The sequence below is a fragment of the Sporosarcina siberiensis genome (assembly GCF_042681925.1).
Classification (GTDB): domain Bacteria; phylum Bacillota; class Bacilli; order Bacillales_A; family Planococcaceae; genus Sporosarcina; species Sporosarcina siberiensis.
Window position 1 is genome coordinate 15,280 of the sequence record NZ_JBHUGI010000014.1, and the last position, 26,061, is coordinate 41,340.

At 39.4% G+C, this 26,061-nt stretch carries 22 protein-coding genes and 1 pseudogene; 17 read left to right on the forward strand and 6 right to left on the reverse strand.

Going from position 1 to position 26,061, the window contains the following annotated elements; all coding sequences use genetic code 11:
- Positions 1-11: 11 nt before the first annotated feature.
- The 5 genes and pseudogenes from ACFSFY_RS05965 to fumC all read left to right on the forward strand — a co-directional run bounded on the left by ACFSFY_RS05965 (position 12) and on the right by fumC (position 6,470).
- Positions 12-1,550: a flotillin family protein gene (locus ACFSFY_RS05965; protein WP_381536269.1), complete on the forward strand. Its 1,539-nt coding sequence runs from the start codon at positions 12-14 to the stop codon at positions 1,548-1,550.
- 135 nt (positions 1,551-1,685) lie between these two features.
- Positions 1,686-3,434 (forward strand): methyl-accepting chemotaxis protein, encoded by a 1,749-nt coding sequence (locus ACFSFY_RS05970; RefSeq protein ID WP_381536270.1) that lies wholly within the window; start codon positions 1,686-1,688, stop codon positions 3,432-3,434.
- Positions 3,435-3,503: 69 nt separating this feature from the next.
- Positions 3,504-3,935: pseudogene (locus ACFSFY_RS05975) on the forward strand (ABC transporter ATP-binding protein); the annotation flags it as partial.
- Between the two features lie 107 nt (positions 3,936-4,042).
- Positions 4,043-4,981 carry an HD-GYP domain-containing protein gene (locus ACFSFY_RS05980; protein ID WP_381536271.1) on the forward strand — a complete coding sequence of 313 codons (939 nt, stop codon included), beginning with the start codon at positions 4,043-4,045 and terminating at the stop codon, positions 4,979-4,981.
- A gap of 103 nt (positions 4,982-5,084) precedes the next feature.
- On the forward strand, positions 5,085-6,470 hold the full coding sequence (gene fumC, locus ACFSFY_RS05985; protein WP_381536272.1) for a class II fumarate hydratase: 1,386 nt from the start codon (positions 5,085-5,087) through the stop codon (positions 6,468-6,470).
- Between the two features lie 151 nt (positions 6,471-6,621).
- Here the strand turns inward: fumC and rsiV are convergent, their stop codons facing one another.
- Both rsiV and ACFSFY_RS05995 read right to left on the reverse strand, forming a co-directional pair.
- Complete coding sequence (rsiV, locus tag ACFSFY_RS05990) at positions 6,622-7,488, reverse strand: anti-sigma-V factor RsiV (protein ID WP_381536273.1); 867 nt, start codon at positions 7,486-7,488, stop codon at positions 6,622-6,624.
- Complete coding sequence (locus ACFSFY_RS05995; RefSeq protein WP_381536274.1) at positions 7,485-7,982, reverse strand: RNA polymerase sigma factor; 498 nt, start codon at positions 7,980-7,982, stop codon at positions 7,485-7,487. Before ACFSFY_RS05995 ends, rsiV begins: the two co-directional genes overlap by 4 nt.
- A 177-nt stretch (positions 7,983-8,159) precedes the next feature.
- Between ACFSFY_RS05995 and ACFSFY_RS06000 the strand changes: the two genes are divergently transcribed.
- Both ACFSFY_RS06000 and ACFSFY_RS06005 read left to right on the forward strand, forming a co-directional pair.
- Positions 8,160-9,152 carry a GNAT family N-acetyltransferase gene (locus tag ACFSFY_RS06000; protein ID WP_381536275.1) on the forward strand — a complete coding sequence of 331 codons (993 nt, stop codon included), beginning with the start codon at positions 8,160-8,162 and terminating at the stop codon, positions 9,150-9,152.
- Positions 9,152-9,814 carry a Dph6-related ATP pyrophosphatase gene (locus ACFSFY_RS06005; RefSeq protein WP_381536276.1) on the forward strand — a complete coding sequence of 221 codons (663 nt, stop codon included), beginning with the start codon at positions 9,152-9,154 and terminating at the stop codon, positions 9,812-9,814. The genes ACFSFY_RS06000 and ACFSFY_RS06005 overlap by 1 nt, the downstream gene beginning before the upstream one ends.
- Positions 9,815-9,879: 65 nt before the next feature.
- Here ACFSFY_RS06005 and ACFSFY_RS06010 read toward each other — a convergent pair whose 3' ends face one another.
- Both ACFSFY_RS06010 and nfsA read right to left on the reverse strand, forming a co-directional pair.
- Positions 9,880-11,043, reverse strand: a complete 1,164-nt coding sequence (locus tag ACFSFY_RS06010; protein ID WP_381536277.1) for a class I SAM-dependent methyltransferase — start codon at positions 11,041-11,043, stop codon at positions 9,880-9,882.
- A gap of 11 nt (positions 11,044-11,054) precedes the next feature.
- Entirely contained in the window at positions 11,055-11,786 is a 732-nt protein-coding gene (gene nfsA, locus ACFSFY_RS06015) for an oxygen-insensitive NADPH nitroreductase (RefSeq protein ID WP_381536278.1), read from the reverse strand.
- Between the two features lie 99 nt (positions 11,787-11,885).
- On the opposite strand from nfsA, the gene ACFSFY_RS06020 reads away from it, so the two are divergent.
- A complete protein-coding gene (locus ACFSFY_RS06020; RefSeq protein WP_381536279.1) occupies positions 11,886-13,445 on the forward strand; it encodes an FMN-binding glutamate synthase family protein in 1,560 nt (519 codons plus the stop codon).
- 59 nt (positions 13,446-13,504) lie between these two features.
- On the opposite strand, the gene ACFSFY_RS06025 is transcribed toward ACFSFY_RS06020, so the two are convergent.
- Complete coding sequence (locus ACFSFY_RS06025) at positions 13,505-13,966, reverse strand: nucleoside deaminase (protein WP_381536280.1); 462 nt, start codon at positions 13,964-13,966, stop codon at positions 13,505-13,507.
- A gap of 172 nt (positions 13,967-14,138) precedes the next feature.
- Here ACFSFY_RS06025 and putP point away from each other — a divergent pair, with 172 nt between their 5' ends.
- From putP to hflX, 3 genes are all read left to right on the forward strand, one after another.
- Positions 14,139-15,668 carry a sodium/proline symporter PutP gene (gene putP / locus ACFSFY_RS06030; RefSeq protein ID WP_381536281.1) on the forward strand — a complete coding sequence of 510 codons (1,530 nt, stop codon included), beginning with the start codon at positions 14,139-14,141 and terminating at the stop codon, positions 15,666-15,668.
- Positions 15,669-15,773: 105 nt separating this feature from the next.
- Positions 15,774-16,463 carry a VOC family protein gene (locus ACFSFY_RS06035; protein ID WP_381536282.1) on the forward strand — a complete coding sequence of 230 codons (690 nt, stop codon included), beginning with the start codon at positions 15,774-15,776 and terminating at the stop codon, positions 16,461-16,463.
- 64 nt (positions 16,464-16,527) lie between these two features.
- Positions 16,528-17,799 (forward strand): GTPase HflX, encoded by a 1,272-nt coding sequence (hflX, locus tag ACFSFY_RS06040; protein WP_381536283.1) that lies wholly within the window; start codon positions 16,528-16,530, stop codon positions 17,797-17,799.
- 236 nt (positions 17,800-18,035) lie between these two features.
- On the opposite strand, the gene ACFSFY_RS06045 is transcribed toward hflX, so the two are convergent.
- Positions 18,036-19,760, reverse strand: a complete 1,725-nt coding sequence (locus ACFSFY_RS06045; RefSeq protein WP_381536284.1) for an ABC transporter ATP-binding protein — start codon at positions 19,758-19,760, stop codon at positions 18,036-18,038.
- 229 nt (positions 19,761-19,989) lie between these two features.
- Here ACFSFY_RS06045 and ACFSFY_RS06050 point away from each other — a divergent pair, with 229 nt between their 5' ends.
- The 6 genes from ACFSFY_RS06050 (at position 19,990) to ACFSFY_RS06075 (ending at position 26,053) form a co-directional block, all read left to right on the forward strand.
- Positions 19,990-20,832 (forward strand): DUF6612 family protein, encoded by an 843-nt coding sequence (locus tag ACFSFY_RS06050; RefSeq protein WP_381536285.1) that lies wholly within the window; start codon positions 19,990-19,992, stop codon positions 20,830-20,832.
- A 220-nt stretch (positions 20,833-21,052) separates the two neighbouring features.
- Complete coding sequence (locus ACFSFY_RS06055; protein WP_381536286.1) at positions 21,053-22,003, forward strand: ABC transporter permease; 951 nt, start codon at positions 21,053-21,055, stop codon at positions 22,001-22,003.
- Positions 21,996-22,946: an iron chelate uptake ABC transporter family permease subunit gene (locus tag ACFSFY_RS06060; protein WP_381536287.1), complete on the forward strand. Its 951-nt coding sequence runs from the start codon at positions 21,996-21,998 to the stop codon at positions 22,944-22,946. Before ACFSFY_RS06055 ends, ACFSFY_RS06060 begins: the two co-directional genes overlap by 8 nt.
- Positions 22,943-23,704, forward strand: a complete 762-nt coding sequence (locus ACFSFY_RS06065; protein WP_381536288.1) for an iron ABC transporter ATP-binding protein — start codon at positions 22,943-22,945, stop codon at positions 23,702-23,704. Before ACFSFY_RS06060 ends, ACFSFY_RS06065 begins: the two co-directional genes overlap by 4 nt.
- Before the next feature lie 33 nt (positions 23,705-23,737).
- Complete coding sequence (locus tag ACFSFY_RS06070) at positions 23,738-24,709, forward strand: siderophore ABC transporter substrate-binding protein (RefSeq protein WP_381536289.1); 972 nt, start codon at positions 23,738-23,740, stop codon at positions 24,707-24,709.
- A gap of 201 nt (positions 24,710-24,910) precedes the next feature.
- Positions 24,911-26,053, forward strand: a complete 1,143-nt coding sequence (locus tag ACFSFY_RS06075; protein ID WP_381536422.1) for an MFS transporter — start codon at positions 24,911-24,913, stop codon at positions 26,051-26,053.
- Positions 26,054-26,061 lie beyond the last annotated feature (8 nt).

Consider the following 26,061-nt stretch of genomic DNA (forward strand, 5'->3'; position numbering starts at 1 on the left):
GGAATTGGAAGATGGAGATTTTAATCGTAATTGGTGTTGTCGTCTTTGTTTTAGTTGCAATGATACTTGTCTTTATAACGAAATATCGCACAGTTGGACCAGATGAGGCTTTGATTGTGACAGGAAGTTATTTGGGAAAGAAAAATGTACATTCGGATGATTCGGGTAACCGAGTTAAAATTATTCGCGGCGGAGGAACATTTCTCTTACCGGTCTTTCAACAAGCAAAACCACTTAGTTTATTATCAAGTAAGCTTGAAGTAACTACGCCGGAAGTCTATACCGGTGAAGGAGTTCCCGTTATGGCGGATGGTACAGCAATCATAAAGATTGGTGGTTCCATTACGGAAATTGCTACAGCGGCAGAACAGTTTTTAGGAAAATCGAAAGAAGAACGTGAAAATGAAGCGAAAGAAGTATTGGAAGGTCACTTACGTTCTATATTAGGATCAATGACCGTTGAAGAAATTTATAAAAATAGAGATATGTTTTCCCAAGAAGTACAGCGTGTCGCGTCGCAGGATCTCTCTAAAATGGGACTTATAATTGTTTCATTCACAATTAAAGATGTGCGCGATAAAAACGGGTATCTTGACTCACTAGGGAAGCCGCGTATTGCTCAAGTAAAACGTGATGCAGATATCGCAACCGTAGAAGCAGAAAAAGAAACGCGTATTAAAAATGCAGAAGCGTCGAAGGAAGCACAAAAAGCAGAGATTGAACGAGCGACTGAAATTGCTGAAGCACAAAAAGAAAATGAGTTAAAAACTGCGGTATACCGCCAAGAACAAGACGCTGCAAAAGCACGTGCTGACCAAGCGTACGAGCTTCAAACGGCAGTCTCCAAACAGGAAGTTATGGAACAAGAGATGCAAATTCAAATTATTGAGCGTCAGAAGCAAATTGAACTAGAAGAAAAAGAAATTCTTCGTCGTGAAAAACAATACGATTCGGAAGTTAAGAAAAAAGCGGATGCAGACCGTTATGCAATTGAACAAAATGCCGAGGCCGATAAATCTAGACGTATAGCAGAGGCAGATGCCGAAAAGTATAGTATAGAAGCAAATGCAAAAGCGAATGCTGAAAAAGTTCGTCTTGATGGTACGGCAAAAGCGGATGCTTTACGTGCACAAGGTGAATCAGAAGCAGATATTATTCGTCTGAAAGGTCTTGCAGAAGCAGAAGCGAAACGTAAAATTGCAGAAGCATTCCAGCAGTACGGTGAAGCGGCAGTACTTGATATGATCGTTAAAATGATTCCAGAGTACGCGAAACAAATTGCAAGTCCACTTGCAAATATCGATAAGATCACAGTTGTAGATACAGGTGGCGGTGAAGGCGGCGGGGCAAATAAAGTAACGTCTTACGCGACAAATCTTATGTCAACGCTACAAGAAACATTAAAAGCATCCTCAGGCATTGATGTGAAAGAAATGCTTGAAAACTTCTCAGGCAAAAGTAATTTACGCCCAAGCCTTGATCAGCTTGCACAGGAAATTAAAAGTGAGAAAACAACAGAGCAAGAAGAGACGAAGAACGAGGAAAGTTAAGTTATTAAAAACTGGGAAAGGACCTTCATTTCAAATGGGGGTTCTTTTTTTATCGAAAATTCTAATAACGGTTAAACAATGTCGTTAATAGGTCGATATATATAGAAACATAGGAATGGGATGGTGTATGTCATAGTGAATGTTTCGAAATTAGGTAAACGAATAATGTTTTATATGATTGGTACTACAGTTGTACTTGGACTATTATTTTCAATTATATTGTTTGTCAACACAGGCTTAACCGTAAATAAGTCGGTAGGGAGTCAGGCTATTAACACCGCAACAAATATGTCAGCATTTCTAGATGGAGATAAATATAAGGAATTCAGTGAAAATCCAACAGAGTCTGATTTGTACCGGGAACTACGTGAGGAATTAAACGAGTTGCGACTACAAAATGGTGTTATGTATGCCTATACATATGCAGTACCTGAAAAAAATGCACCAGTCACTTTTCTAGTGGATGGGATGCCGCTGGATGATATCGACGGGGCAGCGGCAATTGGAGATGCTTCATCTGCAACTAAATATAAAGATGTTGAAATGGTTCTTAAAGGCACGAATAATCATACAGGTTTACTCGCAGATGAAGATTTCGGACAATTTTTATCATCATTCGTACCGCTATACGATTCAAATGGGGAAGTAGTTGCAATTCTTGGCGTGGATATTGCAGCCACCCAAATTGGGACAATAAAAAATGGGATTCTTGCTACAACATTACCAATATCAATTGGGATAATTGTATTGATTGGATTATCGGCATTACTTGTTATGTATAGGTTTATAAAGACTGCACTAAATCCGTTAATAAAGATGCAACAAGCGTCTACATTATTTGCAGATGGAGATATAACTGGTGCCGAAGACCTCATAAAATCGGTAACATATAAACATGATAATGAGATAACTGATTTTGCAAAGTCATTTACACATTCTCTTCTGAAAATTAAAGGTACATTAACTGAAATAAATGACACTTCTCAAGGAGTAGAGACAGCTGTTGATGCACTTGGTGAAGCAATGGAGTCTGTCCGTATTTCGAATGATTCAATTGCAGAAAGTATCATACTTATTGCAGCTGGTGGAGAGGAACAAAGGGGAAATAATAACGAGGTTGTTAGTGCTATGGAAGAGATGGCAACGGGTATCCAACGAATCTCTGAGTCGTCAGCAACCGTTGCGGAATCTTCTAGCGATATGACTTCTCTAGTAGAGTTAAGCGTACAAGACACACGGGCTGTGGTGACTCAAGTACAGAATATCGAAACGTCTGTATTAGCAACAGAGTCCCATGTAAAAGTTTTGGGAGAAAGATATCGTTCAATAGAAGAAATGGTCGAAGTAATTACCGGCATTGCAAATCAAACAAACCTGTTGGCATTGAATGCTGCAATTGAGGCTGCACGTGCAGGAGAATACGGGAAAGGGTTTGCGGTGGTTGCAGGAGAGGTGCGGAACCTAGCAGAACTCTCTAGAAAGTCTGCAGAAGAAATTAGAAGTCATTTAACACTGTTTGAAGAAGTCACGAATCAGGCATTAAGTGAAATGGGGAATAGTTCTAAGTTAGTAATTACCGGTACCCAGTCTGTTATTGCCATAGGCCAAAACTTAGATCGTGTTCTTGAATCTGTATTACGTGTAGACGAGGAAATTCAAGATGTTTCTGCAGTCACTGAAGAAATGTCCGCAAGTTCAGAAGAAGTACTGGCATCAAGTGAGCATATGAGCGGAATTATGAATGAAAATCTAGAACGGACAACAGGTGTTGCCGAATCATCTGGTGAACAAGTGGAAATAGTGAGCAGACTTGAAGAGACAATCACAGAACTTCGAAACTCTTCCAAGAAGATGGCGGAAAGCATTAAACACTTCCGAATCTAATTGTATAAATGAATAATAAAGTAAAGCCCGAGAGTTTCAGCTCGGGTTTTTTGCGTTAAAGATTGCTGTTTTGTCTTTCAAAACTTTCAACTTATGCCGGGTTTAAATGCCTTCGAAAATATCGAATTGCCTCTGAAATTAAAAGGAATTCGTAATAGTGTACGACGAGAAAAAGTGAAAGAACTCATGCGGCAAGTAGGACTTTCAGAAGTTCAAAATCATTATCCGAATGAATTGTCCGGTGGTCAACAACAACGAGTGAGCATTGCGCGCGCACTCATTACAGATCCGCCTGTTATTTTCGCTGATGAACCAACGGGTAGTTTGGACACTGAAACAGAGCAAGATGTTCTGTTCCTAATTCAATCGCTTAACAAAACGCGTGGAATTACTTTCGTCATTATTACGCACGATGATGAGGTTGCAAATACAGCAAACAGAGTTTATAAAATGCACGATGGCGAACTCTCAGAAGGGGGGCTATTAGAATATAGAAAATAATGCTCTGTTCGACATAAAGCTCTATTAAAGTTATCAGATTCTTGTTATAATTACTTATCTTAGTAGGGTTCAGCAATCACATGTCTCAATTAGCGGAGGTCGTTGTTATGAACATGTCAAAGGATGCATCATATAGTGATTTGGAACGCAATGGATATCCCTTCCTCCGACTTGGTTATGCGGACGTCTCTTTACTTGGACGATGGAACGGCTTGTCAAATGCATTGTATTCATTGCATAAAGGTGCAGTGTTTCGGGTGCAATACAATTTGAACTCAACTGAAAAAACGTTTGAAACGTATACACTTTTGGATGGTATCGTGGAGTTGGAATATGAGGATGCTCGTCGCGTCTTGGGGATTGGTGAAACAATCGATGCGGCTGATTACGAGAAGATTATCACATTCCATGGCGTGACAAAGGCTGAAGTATTAATTAAAATGACCGCTGAACAATTCGAACCTGGATTTTTTGAAACAAGAATTCTTCAAAAAGAAGCGGATGCGATTGAAGCACTTGACGGCTACACATATATGCATTGCAACCGAATTAAAGATTATTCAATTGAGGTGTGGTCGCATCTTGGGTTGCCGAAAGAAAGATTGAGTATACTCAGATGGGGCGCTTATTTTCATGATATTGGAAAGCGTGTAGTCCCGCTTGAAATATTAAACAAACCGGGTAAGCTGACGACTGAAGAATGGAACATTATGAAAGCTCATACAATAGATGGCGCCAAGATTATGCGGAATCATCCCGTCGAGTGGCTCAAGGATGCGGCATTTATTGTCGAGCAACATCATGAAAGATATGATGGGAAAGGATATCCTTATGGGCTTAAAAAGGATGAAATCTCACTAGAATCCTCCATCGTGGCTGTCGTCGATGCGTTCGATGCGATGACAACTGACCGTGTGTATAAGGCTGCGATTCCTATATTAGATGCGGTTCGAGAGCTTGTTGATGGAAAAGGAACGCAGTTTAATCCGGAAATTGTAGATGCTTTCCTTGCAGTACTGAAGAAAAAGCAATATAAATGGAAGTAAAAGACTTGGGGAAACTGGGTCTTTTCAATTTGAAGAAATTAAGTTACGGAGCGTGTTATAATGAGAATGGATCTAATTATACATAATGAAAGGCGGATGAATAATGGAATATCGTATTGAGCATGATACGTTTGGTGAAATTAAAGTACCGGCGGACAAACTTTGGGGTGCGCAAACACAGCGAAGCTTGCAGAATTTTAAAATCGGTGGAGAAAAGATGCCGATTGGTATTATTCGTGCATTTGCACATTTGAAAAAGTCTGCTGCTATCGCAAGTCACTCACACGGAAATATTTCTGAAGCAAAAATGAAAGCTATTTCTGCAGCGGCTGAAGAAGTAATTGCGGGCCAATTAGACGACCATTTCCCTCTTGTTGTTTGGCAAACAGGTAGTGGAACACAGTCAAACATGAACATGAACGAAGTACTTGCTTACCGTGGGAACCAACTTCTTGAAGAGTGGGGTGAAGAAGATCGTCTACATCCAAACGACGATGTGAATAAGTCTCAAAGCTCGAACGATACTTTCCCAACAGCACTTCATGTTGCTGGAGTGTTAGCTGTCGAAAATGAACTTATACCGGCACTTGATAAGTTGAAGGAAACGTTCGGCAAAAAGTCTGAAGAATTTATGGATATTATTAAAATTGGTCGTACGCATTTACAAGATGCAACACCATTAACTTTAGGACAAGAAATTAGCGGTTGGCACCGTATGCTTGAAAAAACAGAGAAAATGATTTCAGACAGCGTTGACTCGATGAAAGAACTTGCGATTGGCGGAACTGCTGTTGGAACAGGACTTAACGCTCCAGCTGGATTCGGCGATAAAGTAGCAGAAGAGATTAGTAAAGCAGTTGGAATTGAATTCACATCAGCAATAAACAAATTCCACTCACTCACGAGTTACGATGAAGTTGTTTATGTACATGGTGCGATTAAAGCATTAGCTGCGGACATCATGAAAATCGCAAACGACGTTCGTTGGTTGGCAAGTGGACCGCGCTCAGGTATTGGTGAAATTACCATTCCGGAAAATGAGCCAGGTAGTTCAATTATGCCAGGCAAAGTAAACCCTACACAAAGTGAAGCAATTACAATGGTTGTTGCACAAATAATGGGGAATGACGCAACAATTGGTTTTGCAGCGAGCCAGGGGAACTTTGAACTGAACGTCTTCAAACCTGTTATTATTTACAACTTCTTACAATCGGTAACACTACTTTCTGATGCAATGATTAGCTTTAACGACAATTGCGCGATTGGAATTGAACCGAATCGTGAAGTAATTGATAATCATGTGAAAAACTCTCTTATGCTTGTAACTGCACTTAATCCTCATATTGGGTATGAAAATGCAGCGAAAATCGCAAAAGCAGCGCATGCGGCAGGATCTACGTTGAAAGAAGCTGCACTTAAAACAGGATTATTAACGGAAGAACAGTTTGATGAATATGTAGATCCATCGAAAATGATCGGTAATTCGTAAGCAAGTTCATAAAAGGCGTCCAGTATATCTCAAAAAAACCACACCTCTTCTATATGCATAGAAGAGGTGTGGTTTTTTTGGGGTTGGAGTGGTGACAGTCCCCTTTACAATTCAGACACAATTCTGATTATAGAATAGGTCCAGTCAACCTTTAGTTTATATACGTGTCACTCACCAATAATTCTCTTATAATGGCTGTCGGAATCTCGAAAGTTAAGATGCCCATAGAACCTGGTGCAGCTTCGTATTTATCAAAGGAAATAACAAGTTTGTGATTGCTTGTAATATAGAAGTTTTGATCAAGCGTGATTTTCTCAAGCCAACCATCCTCTGAAGAAAAGTACACGATATTTTCATCCGCAGCCATTTGTTTCTGCATTTCCTGTACAATATACGAGCTGATAACGTCTACATAAGCATCGTCCTTAAAAAGACTTGGTAATGTGATTAAGATACTGTTCTGCTTATCGATTGTATCGTATTTCATTGTTGTTGATGAAGATCCAACAGTGTTCACTTCATATCGTGCAATCGCTAGCAATTGATCGGTATCTGTCAAGATTTCATACCCTGACTCAACTCCGAGATGCCCGTCACCCTTTTGTTTCATTTCTTCAACATCCTGTTCAAACTGACCGAATAATGCTTTGTTCTCTTTGATGTATTTTTCATTCAACAAAGATTCAAGTCGCTCGTCATCCAAACCAATGACTGCAGGGGTATTTAAATTGGCCTGATACGTATTTTCATCGACAGTCAATTGTTGAACGGTAAAAACATCGACAATTGAACCGAGCACCGGAACGTTAGCCATCGCTTGTGCAAAGGATGGGCTTATATTGATGCTCCCGATAAATAAAGCCGCCGCTGCTGCAACTCCTATGGACCATTTTTTCAAAGGGCCACGTTTTGTCCGTGAAGTTTTCGCCTGCTGAATGGATGACTTCACAACACTCTCCAACTCTGAGGGAATCTCGACCTCAGAGTAATCCTTTTTCAATTTGTTTAATCGTTTCAAATTCGAAACTCCTCTCCGATTTCAAGTCGTAATTTTTTTAGAGCTGCATATAATCTGGTTTTAACTGTGTTTATATTTAAACCTGTAATTTTAGATATCTCATCAATTTGTAAATCTTCAAAAAATCGAAGAATAATTATGCTTTTATAAGGTAAAGGTAAGTGATCAATCGCTTCTTGTAGATCAATATCTTCCAGTTCATCTTCTACATTTGGTAAATGGTGTGATAAAAGATCATCATCCATAAATGTCATCTTTTTATGTTTTCGAATAAAATCAATTGCTGTATTGACAATGATTCTATAAAACCATGTTTTCAAATAACGAATTTCCGTCAGGCGATCAATCGATTTCAATGCTTTTTCAATTGCATCTTGAATAATATCCAGTGCATTTTCTTTATTACGCACGTAGCTATAAGCTAAACGGTAATGAGCTTCCCTATTTTCGATTATAAAGTCTTCAACTAGTTTATATTTTTCATTTCTTGTCATGACAGAAAGTTCACCTACTCCAATTTCTAACACATCGCGAATGTGTTCTCTATAGTAAGACGGATATCTTGTGTGGAAAGTTTGCTTGCCGAGTGAGGAATATTCAGTTAACTAGCGTACTTTAGCCAAAAATCGTGGTATAATTTATATATGTATAATTCAAATGGAGGGATGAAAATGATTCGATTTGTTCAATTTGAAGAAAAGTACATACCACAAATGGCGGAACTGCTAGCAAGTAGGCAGATGAAGGAAAGGGTGCGTTTCGAATTCCTTCCTGAACGTTATGAAAATGCTGAAGAGACGGCTAAAGTATTGCGAGAAGAGGCCAGTAAACCATTTACTGCTGGAATTGTTACGCTACGCTTTGATGAGGTGATTGGCTATTTACTATATGAATTCAAACAAAATGCAACACGCGGACGCCATGTTTCAGTCAGTTATCCATCGCTCGCCATTAAAGAAGGCGAGCAACCAAGACTCGTTCGATTAATGTATGCAGAAGCTGGAGCCGAATGGGTTCGAAACGGTTATTTTGAACATGTATTATTTGCACCGGTGGGTAACGACCCAATAATATTGGAACTCTTGGAACAATCTTTTAGATTTGATCAGCGTTATGCAATCTTATCATTAAATTCTTATGTAGCCAAAAGTGATGGAACAGCTCGTGTAAATTTCCGTGAAGTGACGAAAAATGATAGTTCACTTCTTCAAAAAATGGCACCTTGGAACTCGATTCACCAAGCAGCTGCACCCTCATGGAGCCCACTTACAAAAGAATCCATTGATAAAGTTCGTAAAGAATATACGGCTTTAGCAGTGGATGATGAATCTACAATTTGGATTGCGGAACAAAATAGCATCCCCGCAGCATTTCACGTGTACTACCCAGCAAATGCAGAAGGTTCAATCGTTACACCGGAAAATTCCGCGCATTTGGCAGCGGCATCGACAAACGTTGAGATGCGTGGCAAAGGAATTGGGAAAGCAATAGCCGACTACTGTCTTGGAGAGATGGAAGAGCAAGGATATAAGTATATTATGGCAGATTGGCATACGCCCAATCCTTTGGCGTCCTATTTTTGGCCGAAATTAGGATTTCAGTCGTATATGATTCGAATGGTGAGAAAAGTGGATCCCCGAATTTCATGGGCAGATGGTATATGATGAAGAATAAAGAATTCGTTGCTTCTTGGAGTGGTGGAAAAGATTCTGCAATGGCTTATTACCGAGCGATTCAATCGGGCATGATCCCAAAAAGAATATGGACAATGTTCGAAGAGGACGAGGAACGGTCGAAATCCCATGCACTTCCAATTGAAGTGGTAGAAGCACAGGCAAATAGTTTGGGCATACCATTTATGATTCGTGGGTCGAACTGGAATAGCTATGAAAGTGAATTTTTGGATGCAATGAAAGAATGTAAAGAGGCCGGCATTGACTACGGTGTTTTCGGGGATATCGACCTTGTGGATCATTTAGAGTGGGTCCAGAAAACCTGTACCAAAGTAGGCCTAGAAGCTGTTCACCCATTATGGTTGGAACCGAGACGCAAAATTCTCGAAGAATTTGTCGCTGCGGGGTTTGTTGCATATATTGTCGTTGTGAACACGAAAATGATGCCTGCCCATTTCATAGGACGAGCATTCACCATTGAACTAATGGATGAACTTGAGAAACTCGGTATTGATGCATGCGGAGAATCAGGCGAATTCCATACAGTTGTTGTAGATGGACCGATTTTTAGTGAACGAGTGCCTCTTGTATTTTCTGGTGAACATGAAAGAGATGGGTATGTGTTTTTGGATGTGGAATTAGTAGTCGAATAGAAGCATTGTAGTTCATTAAGAAAAAACCATTTCAGTCAATTATCTGACTGGAATGGTTTTTGTAGTTATTCCAAAAGGCTTCCAAGTTCTTGTTCTAGAAACGGTTTGGCATTCAATAGTTTTTTGAACTCCGTATATCGAGTTCGGTCGGCGTCTGTTGGTTTTTTACCTGTATGGTACGCACGTATTAATATGTTTTTCGGCGTATGCTCCATATCGATGAATTCAAGCAATTGTGTTTCGTATCCAACGAGTGACAACAGTTCCGCGCGGATGGAGTCGGTTGCGAGCGCGGAGAAGCGTTCTTTAATTAATCCGTGTTGAAGCATTACATCAAGTGCAGGTGAATGAACTTGTTGGAACAATTCATGTTGGCAACAAGGAACGCTTAAAATAACTTTCGCACCCCATTTGACAGCACGTGCAAGAGCCATGTCTGTTGCTATGTCACACGCATGTAATGTAACGACCATATCGATGGATGTTTCCTCGTTATAATCGTTAATGTCACCGACGAGAAATTCAAGATCATCGTAGCCAAGGTCTTTTGCAATCAAGCTACACTCTTCAATCACTTCTTTTTTCAAGTCTAAGCCCGTTACTTTTATGTCGAGGCCTTTTTCAATTCGTAAGTAGTGATAAAGCGCGAAAGTTAAATAGGATTTACCAGAACCGAAATCCAAAATCCGAATGGTTCTGTCCTTTGGAAGATGTACCAAAGAATCATCAATGAATTCAACAAAACGATTTATTTGTCTGAACTTATCGTGTTTTTGTTTCTTTACCTTACCATCTGGCGTTTGAACTCCTAGCCGAACTAAGAAGGGATACGGAGTATTTTCATCAAGTAAGTAATTTTTCTTTCTGTTATGCGATAAGTTAAGGACTTTTTCCGATTGTACTTTTTCCGATTTCCATAAGACTTTAAATTTTTTGGACAATTGTACGTGAACTTTCTCGTCGGAAAATTCGGCGTGGACTTGTCTAAACTGTTCAAGTAATTCAAGGAGCTTTGGATACAATTTGTTTACGGAAATGTTTTCATGTTTTAAAATACGTTCAAACTGATATTCGAATTGAATATGCAGCTCACCGCGCAATTCAATAGGTTTCATCCGAACACGTTTTAGGTCATCGGTTTTAGAGCGTGGTTGACTTATCGTCCCAGTTATAAAAGTGCCGTTCGTAAATCGTTCGGTTAGTAACTTCATTAATTCCTCGAAGTTCATAATAATCTCTCCTACTTAAAGTCAAATCCTTTAGTTTTCAAAAATTCGTTCATATGCGTACGTCTAGGAGAACCTAGAAATTTGGCCATAGAGTCTGACCAGGCAGCATCTTTCCGATTAGATCCACGGCTCATATAATAGTCGTTTAATGTTTTATCATAGGATGGTAAAATTTCGTTGTACTTTTCGCTGTCGTATTCATTCTCATGAACAATCGCTTCTACTGGAAGTCTTGGCTTCACTTCATTCGCTTCATCGGGAACACCGATTGTCATCGCATACATAGGTGCTACGCCTTCTGGCAAACCAAGTAAATCGCTAATTTCGGCAGGAGCATTTCGTACGCCACCGATATAACAGATGCCGTACCCTTTAGATTCCGCTGTTATGGCTACATTCTGTGCGAAAAGTGCGACATCTGTAACGCCAACAAGCGTACTCTCTGCATAAGAAAAGTCGATGTCTTTATCTAGTAAGTTTGCAGCTTTTTTCAGACGATGAAAATCGATGCAAAAGACGAGTACAGCGCCTGCTCCTAAAATTTGAACGGGGTTTTTTGAGAACTCAGCAAGCTTTTCTCGTTTCACTTTATCTGTAACATGTATCACTGAATAGGCTTGGACGAAATGAGAACTTGCTGCATGTTGCCCAATACGGATTATCTCATGTACTTCTTCATTTGATATAGGTAGGTCCTTGTATTTTCTTACAGATGCGTGTGATGTCAATAATTGAATAACCATTAAACTCCTCCTAGAATAAATACTTTTTTCTGTATGAATTAAGATTACCATGCGAGAATAGTGGTAAACTACTAATATAGCTTAGAAAGGTGTGAAGATATGAGTTGGCTTGAAAGTATTTCCATTACAACAACATTGCTTGTATTGTTCTTAGTCATCATCCCAATAATAATCGCAATCTTTCTGTATTTTTATGACAAGAAACAAAAGCAACATGCGATTCTAAGGAATTATCCAATTTTAGGTCGGATGCGGTATATGCTCGAAAAGACCGGTCCTGAATTACGGCAATATTTGTTTGACGATGATAATGACGGTCAACCCTTCAACCGCGAAGAGTATTTACGTATGGTGCTTCCAGGAAAGTATTTAAATAGTGTTATTGGATTTGGTTCAAAACGTGACTTTGATGAAGCGGGATTCTTTATACGAAATTCAATGTTCACAAAACAGAATGAAGAAATGCGTGTTGATAATGAAAACCTAGTAGATACGATGCGTTATATCGTAGATGAAGATAGTTTGTTTGCCCGAAAAGAGCATCGTGAAGCACTTCCGACACTACCTTGGTTGTTGCCAGAAGAAGATGCGGTTGTACTCGGACCAAACTGCGAGCACCCGTTTCACGTTCGAAGCTTACTTGGGCAATCTGCAATGAGTTTCGGTGCTTTAGGAGAGAATGCAATTACTGCTTTGTCAAAAGGAATCGGAATGGCACAGGGTGCTTGGATGAATACTGGAGAAGGCGGTTTGTCGAATCATCATCTAGCAGGTGATGCGGACATTATTGCACAAATCGGATCAGGATTGTTTGGCTTCAGGACGTTGGATGGTGAATTCAGTTGGGACTTACTTCGAGAAAAAGCAGATATGCCTCAAGTAAAAGCATTTGAAATTAAACTTGCCCAAGGCGCTAAAATGCGTGGTGGCCATGTTGAAGGTTCAAAAGTAACTGAGGAAATAGCGGCGATTCGAAACGTTAAACCATACGTATCAATCAACAGTCCGAACCGTTTTCATCAATTTGATGATTTCCCAACACTGTTCGATTTTATAGAAAAAGTGCGAAATTATTCTGGTAAACCGGTTGGCATTAAAATTGTGATTGGTGGTCAACCGGATGCCGAAGAACTTGCATCGTTTATGAGTAAGACTGGAAAAGGTCCCGATTTTATATCATTAGATGGCGGTGAAGGCGGTTCTGGTGCTACATATCAGGATCTTGCAGATAGTGTAGGATTACCCCTTCGTTCTGCAATTATTCTTCTAGATGATGCGCTTAGAAAGTTTGACGTGCGGGACCGGGTAAAAATTATTGCTTCCGGTAAAATTACAACACCAGATCGAGCCGCTATTGTTCTTGCAATGGGCGCAGATCTCGTTCAAGTAGCACGTGGCTTCATGATTTCTGTAGGGTGTATCATGGCGCATCGTTGTCATACAAATGATTGTCCAGCAGGTGTTGCAACGACAGATGCGAAGTTACAAAAAGGTCTTGTCGTTGAGGAGAAGAAATACCGTGTTACCAATTATATATTAACGATGCGTGAAGGTCTTTTTCGAATTGCTGCGGCAGCAGGTCTTGATTCACCGACAAAGTTTGAAAGACACCATCTTGTTTACAAAGATGAGCGCGGTAGAGTAACCCCGGTTGAATAAACGAAAACTAAAAAAAGCGTATTCCCCTTCACACTGTAAGGGGAATACGCTTTTTATAATTATTGTTTCTGTTTCCATTTATGAAAAGGCGCAAGTGCATCCTCTGTTTCGAAATGAATAAATGGGACGGTCCGTTGTTCGGGTGCTTTATTTTGATCTGAATAGAATGGAGATACCGGAATGCCAAACGATGTTTCATTATAAGCATCCGTTTTACTGCAGGCATAGTAAATTTGTCCGACTGTTGTTGAGTAAGCAACCCCTAAGCACATAGGACAGGGTTCACCGCTGGCATACAGAACACAGTCGGATAAATCTGTTGAAGCTAATGCTTGGCACGCTTCTTTTATAGCTAAGAGTTCTGCGTGCGAAGACGGGTCGTTGTTTAGGTGCACAAGATTCGTACCTTTACCTATAACTTTTCCATTTTGTACGACGATTGCAGCGAACGGTCCGCCACCATTATTCACGTTTTCAATCGCCATTGAGATTGTTTCTTGAAGCCATTTCTCGTGATTCATTAATGATTCCTCCTTGTCGAAATACGAAGATTTCCCGGGAAATGATGTTGAAGTGAAAGAATTCTGTCATATCACAGTAGTATACTATAAGTAAAGTGTTTTTTCTAAATAAACGATGTGTTTAACTTATTTGTGCTATAATTGCCATATTACTTAAAAGGAGGAATTTAAAATGTCGGATGATATGTATCAGTTAATTGCAATTATACTTTACATGGCCGCAATGTTGCTCATCGGTTATTATGCATTTAGGAAAACAACAAATCTCACAGATTATATGTTAGGCGGACGATCTCTTGGTCCTGCCGTTACAGCGTTAAGTGCTGGGGCCTCGGATATGTCTGGTTGGCTTCTAATGGGATTACCAGGAGCAATCTATTTAAGCGGGTTGGTTGAAGCTTGGATAGCGGTTGGGCTTACAATTGGTGCTTATTTAAACTGGTTATTCGTTGCACCAAGGTTACGAGTTTACACACAAGTATCAAATGAATCCATCACCATTCCAAGTTTTTTGGAAAACAGGCTTAAGGATAAGTCGGGACTTTTACGCATTGCATCAGGAATTATAATTCTTATATTCTTTACATTTTATGTTTCTTCAGGGATGGTTGCAGGCGGTGTGTTTTTTGAGAGTTCCTTCGGTCTTGAATATCATACAGGTCTTCTAATTGTTTCTGCTATCGTTGTAGCATACACACTATTTGGAGGGTTTCTTGCAGTTAGTTATACGGACTTTATTCAAGGACTCATTATGTTTTTAGCACTTATACTTGTTCCCACCTTTGGGATATTTCTTACGGGCGGATTAGCCGAAACTGCGGCTAGTATCCGAGAGGTCGATCCTCAATTATTGAATTTCGTATCGGGTGCAACGTTTATCGGCGTATTATCAGCTGTCGCTTGGGGACTTGGGTATTTCGGGCAACCGCATATTATAGTTCGTTTTATGGCGATAAAATCGGTAAGTGAAACAAAAAGCGCACGTAGAATCGGTATCGGTTGGATGATTTTAAGTTTGCTAGGAGCAATTGCAACGGCACTTGTAGGGATTGCTTACTTTCAGCAAAATGCCGGAGCGGTACTCGTTGACAAAGAAGCTATATTCATTGCACTAGGACAAGTGATTTTCCACCCATTCATTGCAGGAATAATGCTTGCAGCAGTTCTTGCAGCGATAATGAGCACAATATCATCACAGCTAATTGTTACATCATCTGCATTGGTGGAAGACTTATATAAAGCGGTTATTAAAACAGATGCGTCAGATAAGAGATATGTATTTTTGGGCAGACTGGCTGTACTCTTAGTTTCTGTTGTCGCAGCGTTTCTCGCGTGGGGTGACCATGATACGATACTTAAACTTGTTTCATTTGCATGGGCAGGTTTTGGCGCATCGTTTGGTCCGATTATACTTCTTTCTCTTTACTGGAGAAAGATTACAGCAAAAGGTGCACTTTGGGGAATGCTCGTTGGTGCAATAACGGTAATTGTTTGGGGTAACTTTGAACAATTTACGGGTAAATTCTATACTAAGATGCCTGAGTTTGTACAATTTGCAACAAGTAATCTATATGAAATTGTACCGGGTTTCCTACTTTGTCTTATTGTTACTGTTGTTGTAAGTAAGATGACATATAAACATAATGCTGAAATTGAAAAAGAATTTACGGATACGGTTAAAATACTCAAAAGAGATCAATAATTAATTTGAATACCCGTGACTGTAAAAAGTTACGGGTTTTTCTATAGATTTTAATGGAGATGCTCATTAGAAAAAATGAATACATAAATGGAAAGAGGGGTCTGTATGATTAAATTGGATCATGCTGTTTATTTTGCGAGTAAAACACCTGAAGAAATAGTGGTTGAACAAAAGTCTGAAGGAAAACATGCAGTTATTGGCGGTAGCCATTTACAGTGGGGTAGTTATAATGCGCTCATGTATTTAAAGAATGCTTACATTGAATGGATTGCAGTTGAAAACCAGGAAATTGCGGAGAAGACCAAGCATCCGCTTATTGAACAACTTCTTTTGGATGATGAAGGTTGGGGAACAATTTGTCTTGCCGTCGAAGACCTTGAAGCGCTTCATAAAAGAATTACGAGTAAGGGGATTCGCTCATCAGGCATTCTAAAGTCTGAACGAAAAACGGTTGACGGTAAAATACGAAAATGGCGAATGCTGAATATTGAACAGCAAATTTCGGATACACTTCCACTCCCACTCCTAATTGAATGGGATGATAAAGACGATAAACGTTATGAAATTCTTCGTGCAGATGGATCAATTAGTTCGAGTAGCGAGCAATTTGAAGTTAAAGAATGTGTTTTTAGTGTAGAGTATCCAGTAGAAACAGCTGAGAAATGGGCAAATCTATTCTCTTTGGAGCGTAGTGGAAGTCGACTCATATTGCCAAATGCTACTTTGAACTTTATTCAGAAGGTGAATGAAATGGATAAAGAAAGATTGTCTGATGTGTTGATTGGAAAAGCTTGATGTAACGTAGAGAATAGTTCCATTACTATACAATCATTTATAGTTTGTTGGGAGGAGTTTTTATTTGGATTCGATAATTGAACGTGCCATTCTAGTTGGCGTGAAAACACAAACGGATACTCATTTTGAGTATTCAATGGAAGAATTACAAAATCTTGCAGAGGCAATTGAAGTTGTAGTAGTGGGGACTGTGACGCAAAACCTCGAACGGAGAAATCCATCCCATTATGTTGGAACGGGAAAGATTGATGAAATAAAGAATTACTATGATGAAGCAGATGCAAATTTAGTAATATTTAATGACGAGTTATCACCTTCGCAAATTAGAAATTTAGAAAACAGTTTGGAATGTAAAGTGATTGACCGCACGATGCTCATTTTAGATATATTCGGCAGACGTGCTCGAACAAGCGAAGCTAGGATGCAAGTAGACCTTGCGCAACTTCAATATATGTTGCCGAGACTTATCGGTTTACGTGCTTCACTTGGCAGACAAGGCGGCGGTACGGGCGGAGGATTACAAAACAAAGGTGCAGGAGAAACGAAACTTGAACTGGACCGTAGAATAATTGAAGACCAAATCGCGAAGTTGAAAAGAGATCTTGATAGTGTTCAAGATCAACGTGAAACCCAGCGGAAGCAACGGACGAAAAGCGGTACTCCAGTTGTATCTCTCGTTGGATATACGAATGCTGGGAAATCGACAATTATGAATGAGCTTCTCAAAAGGATGAATGCTGAAGAAACAAAACAAGTGTTTGAAGAAGATATGCTGTTCGCTACAATTGACACATCTGTCCGCAGGGTTCGTTTGCCGGACAATAAAGAGTTTCTACTTACGGATACAGTTGGTTTTGTCGGTAAGTTGCCAACGCATCTTATAAAAGCATTCCGCTCAACGCTTCAAGAGGCAAGGAATGCAGATTTACTCTTACAAGTTGTCGATGTTTCTCATCCTGAATATCGTTTTATGATGGATGTTACAAATAAAGCATTGCAAGATGTCGGTGTAGAAAACGTTCCTACGTTAAATGTTTTTAATAAGGCTGATTTAGCAGATGTAAGCTATCCAAAAGTAAGTGATAATAATATATGGCTATCCGCTAAAGAAGGAAAAGGTTTGGATGAGTTAGTGGATTTAATTAAGAGTCATGTTTTTGATAAATACATCACATGTAAACTTCTTGTTCCTTTTGACCGCGGTGATGTTGTTTCCTACTTGAATAATGAAGCAAGTGTGAAGGATGTTACGTACGAAGAAGAGGGAACATATATGACTGTAGGGATGCTCGCATCAGATCGCAAGCGGTTTGAAGAATTTATTTTAGTGCAATAAAAAAGTCTGTACTCCATGAGCTGTTTCGTCATGGAGTACAGACTTTTGTTTTGGTTAAGAGGATTTGGTTGGTAAAGTTCGCAACGTTATTAGGAAACCTCGCAACGTTTTGCTAGAAGTTCGCAACGTTCTTGAAACCTCGCAACGTTTTTCCCAAAGTTCGCAACGTTATTAGGAAACCTTGCAATGTTCTGTCCAAACCTCTCAACGTTTCCCGAAAACCTCGCAACGTCGTCCTAACTTCTAACCTCTTTAAATTGGATGTTATGCAAACGGGCGAATTGGCCGCCTTTATTGACCAAATCGTCGTATTTTCCGTCCTCGGTAATACCTTCTTCTGTGACAACTAGAATCCGGTCTGCATCACGAATTGTTGCGAGTCGGTGTGCGATGATGAGTGTTGTTCGGTTTTCTGCAAGTTCTGCGAGCGATTGTTGAATGATGCGTTCTGTTTCTGTATCGAGTGCAGATGTCGCTTCATCTAAAATTAGGATTGGTGGATTTTTCAAGAACATACGGGCAATGGCAAGACGCTGTTTCTGTCCGCCGGAAAGTTTGAGTCCGCGTTCTCCAATTTGAGTTTCATAGCCAAGTGGAAGCCCGTCAATCATTGATTCTAAATGTGCTTTTCTTGCGGCTTCGAATATTTCTTCATCTGTCGCCGAGCCTTTACCGTAAGCAATATTTTCTCGAATCGTACCTGTGAATAAAAAGACGTCTTGTTGAACAATCCCGATTTGTTGTCGTAGAGATTTCGTTGTTATATTACGAATATCCATTCCATCAATTGTTATTGCACCTTCAGTTACATCGTAAAAACGAGGGATAAGTGAACAAATCGTCGTTTTTCCAGCTCCGGAAGGACCAACGAAGGCTACGGTTTCGCCTGATTTAATCTTCAAGTTGATTCCCGATAGGACTTCGTTATGTGCATCGTACATAAAGTGAACATTATCGAATGCAATGTCTCCATTTAAATGTTCTACTTCGACCGCATCAGGTAGATCTTCGATATCAGGATCTACATCGATTAATTCCTGGAACCTTCGAAATCCTGCCATTCCTTTTGGATACAATTCCAAAAGAGCGCTGATTTTGTCGACGGGCTTAATAAGCAAATTGACGAATAAAATAAATCCTACGAGTTCACCAGGAGTTATTTTATCAGTGATTGTAAACCAAGCACCGACGACTAGAACAACGAGAGTCATCAATCGGGTCATCATATACATACTCGAATGGGTCCAGGCCATCACTTTGTAAGCAACGAGTTTCGCGATTCTAAAGTTGCCATTATCTTTTTTAAAACGACCAATTTCAAAATCTTCGTTTGTAAAAGATTGCACGACACGTACGCCTGAAACGCTGTCCTCAACACGTGCGTTCACATCCGCAATTTTACCGTACATGTTCGTCCAAGCGGCATTCATTTTAATATTACAAAACGTAACTAAGATTATTAGCAGAGGTACCATAACGATTGCAATAAGTGCTAGTTCTGGATTGATGCTGTACATCAATATAAATGCGCCGACAAGTGTCATGATTGCGATGAATAAATCTTCGGGTCCATGATGAGCAAGTTCTCCGATATCAAATAAATCATTCGTAATCCGGCTCATAATATGGCCTGTTTTTGTATTATCAAAGAATCGGAACGACTGTCTTTGCACATGATTGAACAGTTGTTGACGCATGTCCGTTTCTATATTAATGCCGAGCTTATGACCAAGATAGCTGACAATGTATTGTAAAAATGTACTGAATATGTAGATGGTTAACAGTAGGATGCTGATGGTGACGATTTTTCCCCAATCGCCACTTGGAAGCAGCTTATCGATGAACCACTGAACGGCTAAAGGGAAGGCAAGTTCAAGTAATGCAACGAAAATTGCACTTGAAAAATCGATAATGAAAAGTCGTTTATGCGGTTTATAATAGGAAAAGAACTTTATTAACAATTAAATAATCCCCTTTCTGTTCATAATGGATAGTATAGCGGATTTTTGGAGAGAAAACGACGATATATTTCAAAAGTCGAAATAATAGAGCATGTGATTTGGTTAAACAGGTACATCTTTAGGTGTAGTGCATTAGACATTATTTTAAGCGATATCGATTAGATTGGGAACTTATTCAAGAAATATACGTATATGTTAGTATAGGTAAAAGAGAAAAGGAGCGATATCATTGAGAAATTGGTTGAAGTTTTTTTCGGTGGGGGTTCTTGTATTAGGACTGGCAGCATGTAATGATATAGCCGAAGGGGAACCTGGAAAAGAATCAGCAACTAGTAGTGAATTGACGATTCAAGAATTATTCCAGAAAACTCAGGAGGCATCTGAAAATCAAAAGAGTATGCATGCTGAAATTGAGATGACGCAAAACATAAAAATGCCAGGTGAAGATTTAGACATGGAAAGTAAAACATTTATGGAGATGGATATGGTTTTAGAGCCAATGTCTATGTACCAAAGGATGGAAATGGAAATGGAAGGCGTCGATGAATCTATACAAGCTGAAACGTATATGACTTCAGATGGCTTTTTCATGAAAGAACCTGATTCGGATTCGTGGATTCAACTTCCAAATGAGTTGCTTGAACAATTATCGGAATCGATTTTGGATAGTGCAGATCCGACATTGGATTTTGGAACACTTGTGAAATACGTAGAAGATTTCAAGTTTGAACAGGATGACAAAAACTATATATTGAAATTAAAAGCGTCCGGTGAAAACTTTCAAGAGCTCGTAAAAGAACAACTAGATGCAAGTGGTATGACAGAAGGTATGGGTGAAGAAGAATTAGCGGCATTGGAAACTATGATTATTCACCAAATGGATTATGAAATCTTTATCGATAAAAAGACATTTTACACAAACGCCTTTAATATGGTTTTAGATATTGAGATGCCAGCTGGTGATGAAATGTTAAGGGTTAAGCAAAATACAAAAGCGCAGATTACCAAAATAAATGAAATTAAAGAAATAAAAATTCCACAAGAAGTAATTGATAACGCTGTGGAACAATAATAGCTGGAACGCACACTTTACCTATAGGGGAGTGTGCGTTTTTTTAGAATTTATTAATATAACCTCTTGAATTCTCAATGAAAAGAGAGTGAGAATCATTTTCAATTATAGGTTGACACTCCACTATCCCTTGATATATAGTAGGTATTGAGCCTAATTGATAATGGTTTTCAGTACTGGATTCTCAATTAGATTCAAATAATTTATATCGGGGTTACCCATGAAGAAACGTTATTTATTCCTAGCACTTATCGTTCTATCACTCATATCTTTATTTGTAGGTGTGAGTAGTATTACACCGATGGATCTGCTAGATTTCAAATCCGAGGAAACTGAAATTTTTTTAATTAGTCGTTTACCTAGATTAATTGCTATTCTCCTTGCAGGTGCAGGGATGAGTATAGCTGGGCTCATTATGCAACAGCTAAGTCGAAATAAGTTTGTTTCACCGACAACAGCGGGAACGCTTGATGCAACGCGACTTGGGATTCTTGTGTCCATGCTGTTATTTGCAAATGCCTCAACGCTTGAAAAAATGATTGTTGCCTTCGCATTTGCACTTGGTGGAACCTTCTTATTCATGCAAATTCTTGACCGTATTAAGTTTAAGGATGCAATATTCATTCCACTTGTCGGTCTCATGTTCGGTAGTATTTTATCATCTGTAACAACGTTCTTTGCATTCAGATCGAATGTCATCCAAAATATGTCGGCTTGGTTACAAGGTGATTTTTCGATGATTATGAAAGGGCGTTATGAACTTCTTTACATAAGTATTCCAGTTCTTGTGATTGCCTACTTGTATGCAAACCGCTTTACTGTGGCAGGCATGGGAGAAGACTTCTCTAGAAACCTCGGACTTGCTTATAGGCGAATTGTCAATATAGGATTGGTGCTTGTAGCACTAATTACGACAACAGTTGTGTTGACAGTCGGAATGATTCCTTTTCTTGGTTTAATCATTCCAAATATCGTATCTATTTTTAAAGGCGATAATATTGAGAAAACGTTGCCGCATACCGCACTGCTGGGCGCAGTTTTTTTACTTGTTTGCGACATATTAGGTAGGATTCTTATATATCCGTATGAGATTTCAATTAGTCTCATGGTTGGTGTTATTGGTAGTGGGATCTTCCTATTCTTGTTGTTTAGGAGGAAAGCCTATGCGTAATTTCACAAAAATAATTGTACTCACTGCTATTGCAGCTGTTTTCTGTGGTCTATATCTGTTCCAAGGTTTGAACGGAAGTTTTGATTATGCACTACCGCGTCGTGGCATCAAAGTATTAGCGATGGTGATTACGGGAGTGGCTGTTGCGTATTCAACTGTTATTTTTCAGACAATCACACATAATCGTATCTTGACACCGAGCATAATGGGGCTAGATTCACTTTATCTATTGCTGCAGACTGTTATTATCTTTTTTCTTGGTTCGAGTCATGTAATGATTGTTAATAAACATATCAACTTTATAGTATCGATTGCTGCAATGGTTGTATTCGCTTTAGTTTTATACCGTTTCTTATTTAAATCAGGGAAACGGCCAATCTACTTCCTTCTATTGGTTGGAATAATTGTAGGCACATTTTTCGGTAGTATATCGACATTTTTACAAGTGCTTATTGATCCAAATGAATTTTTGCTCGTTCAAGACAAAATGTTTGCGAGCTTTAATAATGTCGGTGGTGATCTCGTTTGGTGGGCTCTTGCGATTGTAGGGATTTCTTTACTAATTGGTTGGAAATCGATTAATGATCTTGATGTCCTTTCGCTTGGAAGAGATACAGCGATCAATTTAGGCGTCAACTACAATAAGGTCGTTAAAAAGATTTTAATATTGTCTTCAATCTTAATCGCGGTTTCAACAGCTCTAGTAGGACCGATTACGTTTTTTGGTCTTATCGTTGCCAACTTGTCCTACCAGTTTTTTAAAACGTATAAACACTCTGTACTTATTATCGGTGCATCAGCTATGAGTGTTATTGCACTCGTTGGCGGGCAGTGGATTGTTGAACGCGTCTTTACATTCTCTACAACCCTAAGCGTTATTATCAATTTCGTTGGCGGAATTTACTTTATCTATCTACTATTAAAGGAGAGTCGATCTACATGATCCAGGTCCGTGAAATTAGTAAGTATTATGGCAAAAAAGCGGTCGTTGAAAAGGTAAGTGTGGATATTCATCGTGGGAAGATCACTTCCTTCATTGGACCAAACGGGGCGGGTAAATCAACGCTTCTTTCAATGGTGAGTCGTCTTTTAGATGCAGATACGGGTGAAGTTCTTGTCGATAACGATAATGTGAAAAAAATGAAATCCAATGAGTTTTCAAAACGTGTGTCGATATTGAAGCAAGCGAATCACATGAATGTTAGATTGACTGTTCGGGAGCTCGTCTCCTTTGGTCGGTTTCCGCATTCCAGAGGACGGCTGGGTGCAGAGGATTTACGAATCATCAATCAATCGATGGATTACATGGAATTGATGGATATGGAGCACGATTATCTCGAGGAACTATCGGGTGGGCAGAAGCAACGGGCATTTATTGCAATGGTTATAGCTCAAGATACGGACTATATTTTACTCGACGAACCACTTAACAATTTAGATATGAAGCACTCTGTACAGATTATGAAAATTCTTAGAAGACTTGTGGATGAACTTGGAAAAACGGTTGTTATCGTTCTTCATGACATTAACTTTGCTTCGGTTTATTCAGATCGCATCGTTGCACTAAAAGAGGGCCGAGTCGTAAGAGATGGACCTACGAATGATATTATAAATTCGGAATCATTAAGAGAAATTTACGATATGGAAATACCGATAAAGCAAATGAGTAATTGTCGTATATGCGTTTATTTTAATTCGTAATTCATTTTAAAAAAAGAAGAGGATGGTTTTGGGATGAAAAAAGTACTACTAACAATTATGATGATGGCTTTACTAGTCGTGATGGTGGCATGTGGCACGAAAGATGAGAAGAAACCTGTAACTTCAGGAACTACCGATAAAGAACCAGCTGTTGAAGCAGAGGCTGAAAAGGTAACTATCAAACACGAACTAGATACGAACGCAGTTGAAATCAATAAAAACCCTGAAACAGTAGTTGTTTTTGACTTTGGCGTGCTTGATACACTTGACGAATTAGGTGTCGAAGTAGCAGGGCTTCCACAATCGAACATTCCGGGATATCTAAGTAAATACGAAGATTCTAAGTACAAAAACCTCGGCAGCTTGAAAGAACCTGACTTTGAAGCACTTCACGCATTGAAGCCAGATGTGATTTTTATATCTGCTCGTCAAGCAGATATGTATGATCAGTTTGCGGAAATTGCACCCACAGTATTTGTCGGTCTCGATTATTCAAACTACATGGAGTCATTCAAACATAATATGGAATTAGTTGGTGAAATCTTCGGCAAAGAAGACGATATGAAATCAGAACTTGCTGAAATCGATGCCCAAATTGCTGCAATTAAAGAAAAAGCTTCTGCTGTAGAAGAAAAATCTCTTATTGTGTTAGGAACTGAAGGTAAAGTAAGTGCTTATGGTCCAAGTTCACGCTTTGGTATTATCCATGATGTGTTTGGGTTTGCACCTGCAGACGAGAAAATTGAAGCTTCTACACATGGGCAAAATATTACGTTTGAATATATTCTCTCTACCAATCCGGGCATTCTTTTCGTTATCGACCGTGACGCGGCTATTGGGAATGAATCTAGCGTAAAAGATTCACTTGAAAATGATTTAGTAATAAAAACAGATGCATTTAAAAATGATAAAATGGTTTATCTAAACGGCGAGTACTGGTACTTGTCTGGCGGCGGATTGCTTTCAATGAAGGAAATGATTAAAGAAGTAGAAGCAGCGCTATAATGGTTAATAAGAATGGGATTGGTTCGTAACTGAGCCAATCCTTTTTTTACCTTCAAAACATTTTGCCATAGGGCGGCAAATACAGTATAGTGGACTAGTGTCATGACATAGGGGTATACATCGGAGGCTATGAAGGAATTGGCTAAGAAAAACAAAGAGATTTCAAGGAATAAATTATTGGGGCTGGCTGGAACGGGATGGATGTTTGACGCAATGGATGTAGGAATTCTATCCTTTGTAATTGCGGCAATTGCAATTGATTGGAACTTAACATCTACCCAAGCGGGTTGGATTGGAAGTGTCAATTCAATTGGTATGGCCGTCGGTGCATTTGGTTTTGGTTTACTAGCGGATCGTATTGGGAGAAAAACTGTATTTATGCTCACGATAGTCCTTTTTTCGATCGCAAGTGGATTATCCGCATTTTCTATGACGCTAACAGCATTTTTAATTTTACGTTTTTTTGTAGGAGCAGGATTAGGCGGAGAGCTACCTGTAGCATCAACACTCGTTTCAGAAAGTGTTCCAGCAAACGAACGTGGACGAGTAGTAGTATTACTGGAGAGCTTTTGGGCAGCCGGTTGGTTGATTGCGGCACTAATCGCTTACTTTGTTATACCTTCATACGGTTGGAGAATCGCACTCATTATAACGGCGCTTCCGGCATTTTATGCACTATATCTTCGTAGAAACTTACCGGATTCACCGAAGTTTGTTGAGGATGGGAAACCAAAACAATCGATGGTATCGAAACTTACAAGCCTATGGTCAAAAAAATATATTAAAAGAACGCTTATGCTTTGGATTGTTTGGTTTATGGTTGTCTTTTCATATTATGGAATGTTTTTATGGCTACCGAGTGTCATGGTGCTGAAAGGCTTTGTTATGATCAAGAGTTTTCAATACGTTCTTATTATGACGCTTGCTCAATTGCCTGGTTATTTTTCAGCCGCTTGGTTAATTGAAAGGGCTGGACGGAAATTCGTCTTAGCTACGTACCTCCTCGGTACTGCTACAAGTGCATTTTTATTTGGGAATGCAGAAACACTTTCAATGCTTATCCTCTACGGATCGCTCTTATCCTTTTTCAACTTGGGAGCTTGGGGTGCGCTGTATGCGTATTCCCCGGAACAATACCCTACAGCCATTCGCGCAACAGGTTCAGGAATGGCCGCTGCGGTTGGAAGAGTGGGAGGTATATTTGGTCCTCTACTCGTAGGTGTTCTTTTGGCTAGAGGCTTTGAATTTGGTTTTATATTCAGCATTTTCAGCGTAGCAATCGTAATCGCGGTATTTGCGGTTGTATTCCTAGGGACAGAGACGAAACAATTGGAATTGGAATGAATGTGAGT

What these genes read in the sequence shown, in the direction of transcription:
- ACFSFY_RS05965 (WP_381536269.1), top strand. Translation starts at nt 12, where the DNA reads ATGGAGATTTTAATCGTAATTGGTGTTGTCGTCTTTGTTTTAGTTGCA.
- ACFSFY_RS05980 (WP_381536271.1), top strand. Translation starts at nt 4,043, where the DNA reads ATGAACATGTCAAAGGATGCATCATATAGTGATTTGGAACGCAATGGA.
- fumC (WP_381536272.1), top strand. Translation starts at nt 5,085, where the DNA reads ATGGAATATCGTATTGAGCATGATACGTTTGGTGAAATTAAAGTACCG.
- ACFSFY_RS05995 (WP_381536274.1), bottom strand. Translation starts at nt 7,982, where the DNA reads ATGACAAGAAATGAAAAATATAAACTAGTTGAAGACTTTATAATCGAA.
- ACFSFY_RS06000 (WP_381536275.1), top strand. Translation starts at nt 8,160, where the DNA reads ATGATTCGATTTGTTCAATTTGAAGAAAAGTACATACCACAAATGGCG.
- ACFSFY_RS06005 (WP_381536276.1), top strand. Translation starts at nt 9,152, where the DNA reads ATGAAGAATAAAGAATTCGTTGCTTCTTGGAGTGGTGGAAAAGATTCT.
- ACFSFY_RS06010 (WP_381536277.1), bottom strand. Translation starts at nt 11,043, where the DNA reads ATGAACTTCGAGGAATTAATGAAGTTACTAACCGAACGATTTACGAAC.
- nfsA (WP_381536278.1), bottom strand. Translation starts at nt 11,786, where the DNA reads ATGGTTATTCAATTATTGACATCACACGCATCTGTAAGAAAATACAAG.
- ACFSFY_RS06020 (WP_381536279.1), top strand. Translation starts at nt 11,886, where the DNA reads ATGAGTTGGCTTGAAAGTATTTCCATTACAACAACATTGCTTGTATTG.
- ACFSFY_RS06025 (WP_381536280.1), bottom strand. Translation starts at nt 13,966, where the DNA reads ATGAATCACGAGAAATGGCTTCAAGAAACAATCTCAATGGCGATTGAA.
- putP (WP_381536281.1), top strand. Translation starts at nt 14,139, where the DNA reads ATGTCGGATGATATGTATCAGTTAATTGCAATTATACTTTACATGGCC.
- ACFSFY_RS06035 (WP_381536282.1), top strand. Translation starts at nt 15,774, where the DNA reads ATGATTAAATTGGATCATGCTGTTTATTTTGCGAGTAAAACACCTGAA.
- ACFSFY_RS06055 (WP_381536286.1), top strand. Translation starts at nt 21,053, where the DNA reads ATGAAGAAACGTTATTTATTCCTAGCACTTATCGTTCTATCACTCATA.
- ACFSFY_RS06060 (WP_381536287.1), top strand. Translation starts at nt 21,996, where the DNA reads ATGCGTAATTTCACAAAAATAATTGTACTCACTGCTATTGCAGCTGTT.
- ACFSFY_RS06065 (WP_381536288.1), top strand. Translation starts at nt 22,943, where the DNA reads ATGATCCAGGTCCGTGAAATTAGTAAGTATTATGGCAAAAAAGCGGTC.
- ACFSFY_RS06070 (WP_381536289.1), top strand. Translation starts at nt 23,738, where the DNA reads ATGAAAAAAGTACTACTAACAATTATGATGATGGCTTTACTAGTCGTG.
- ACFSFY_RS06075 (WP_381536422.1), top strand. Translation starts at nt 24,911, where the DNA reads ATGTTTGACGCAATGGATGTAGGAATTCTATCCTTTGTAATTGCGGCA.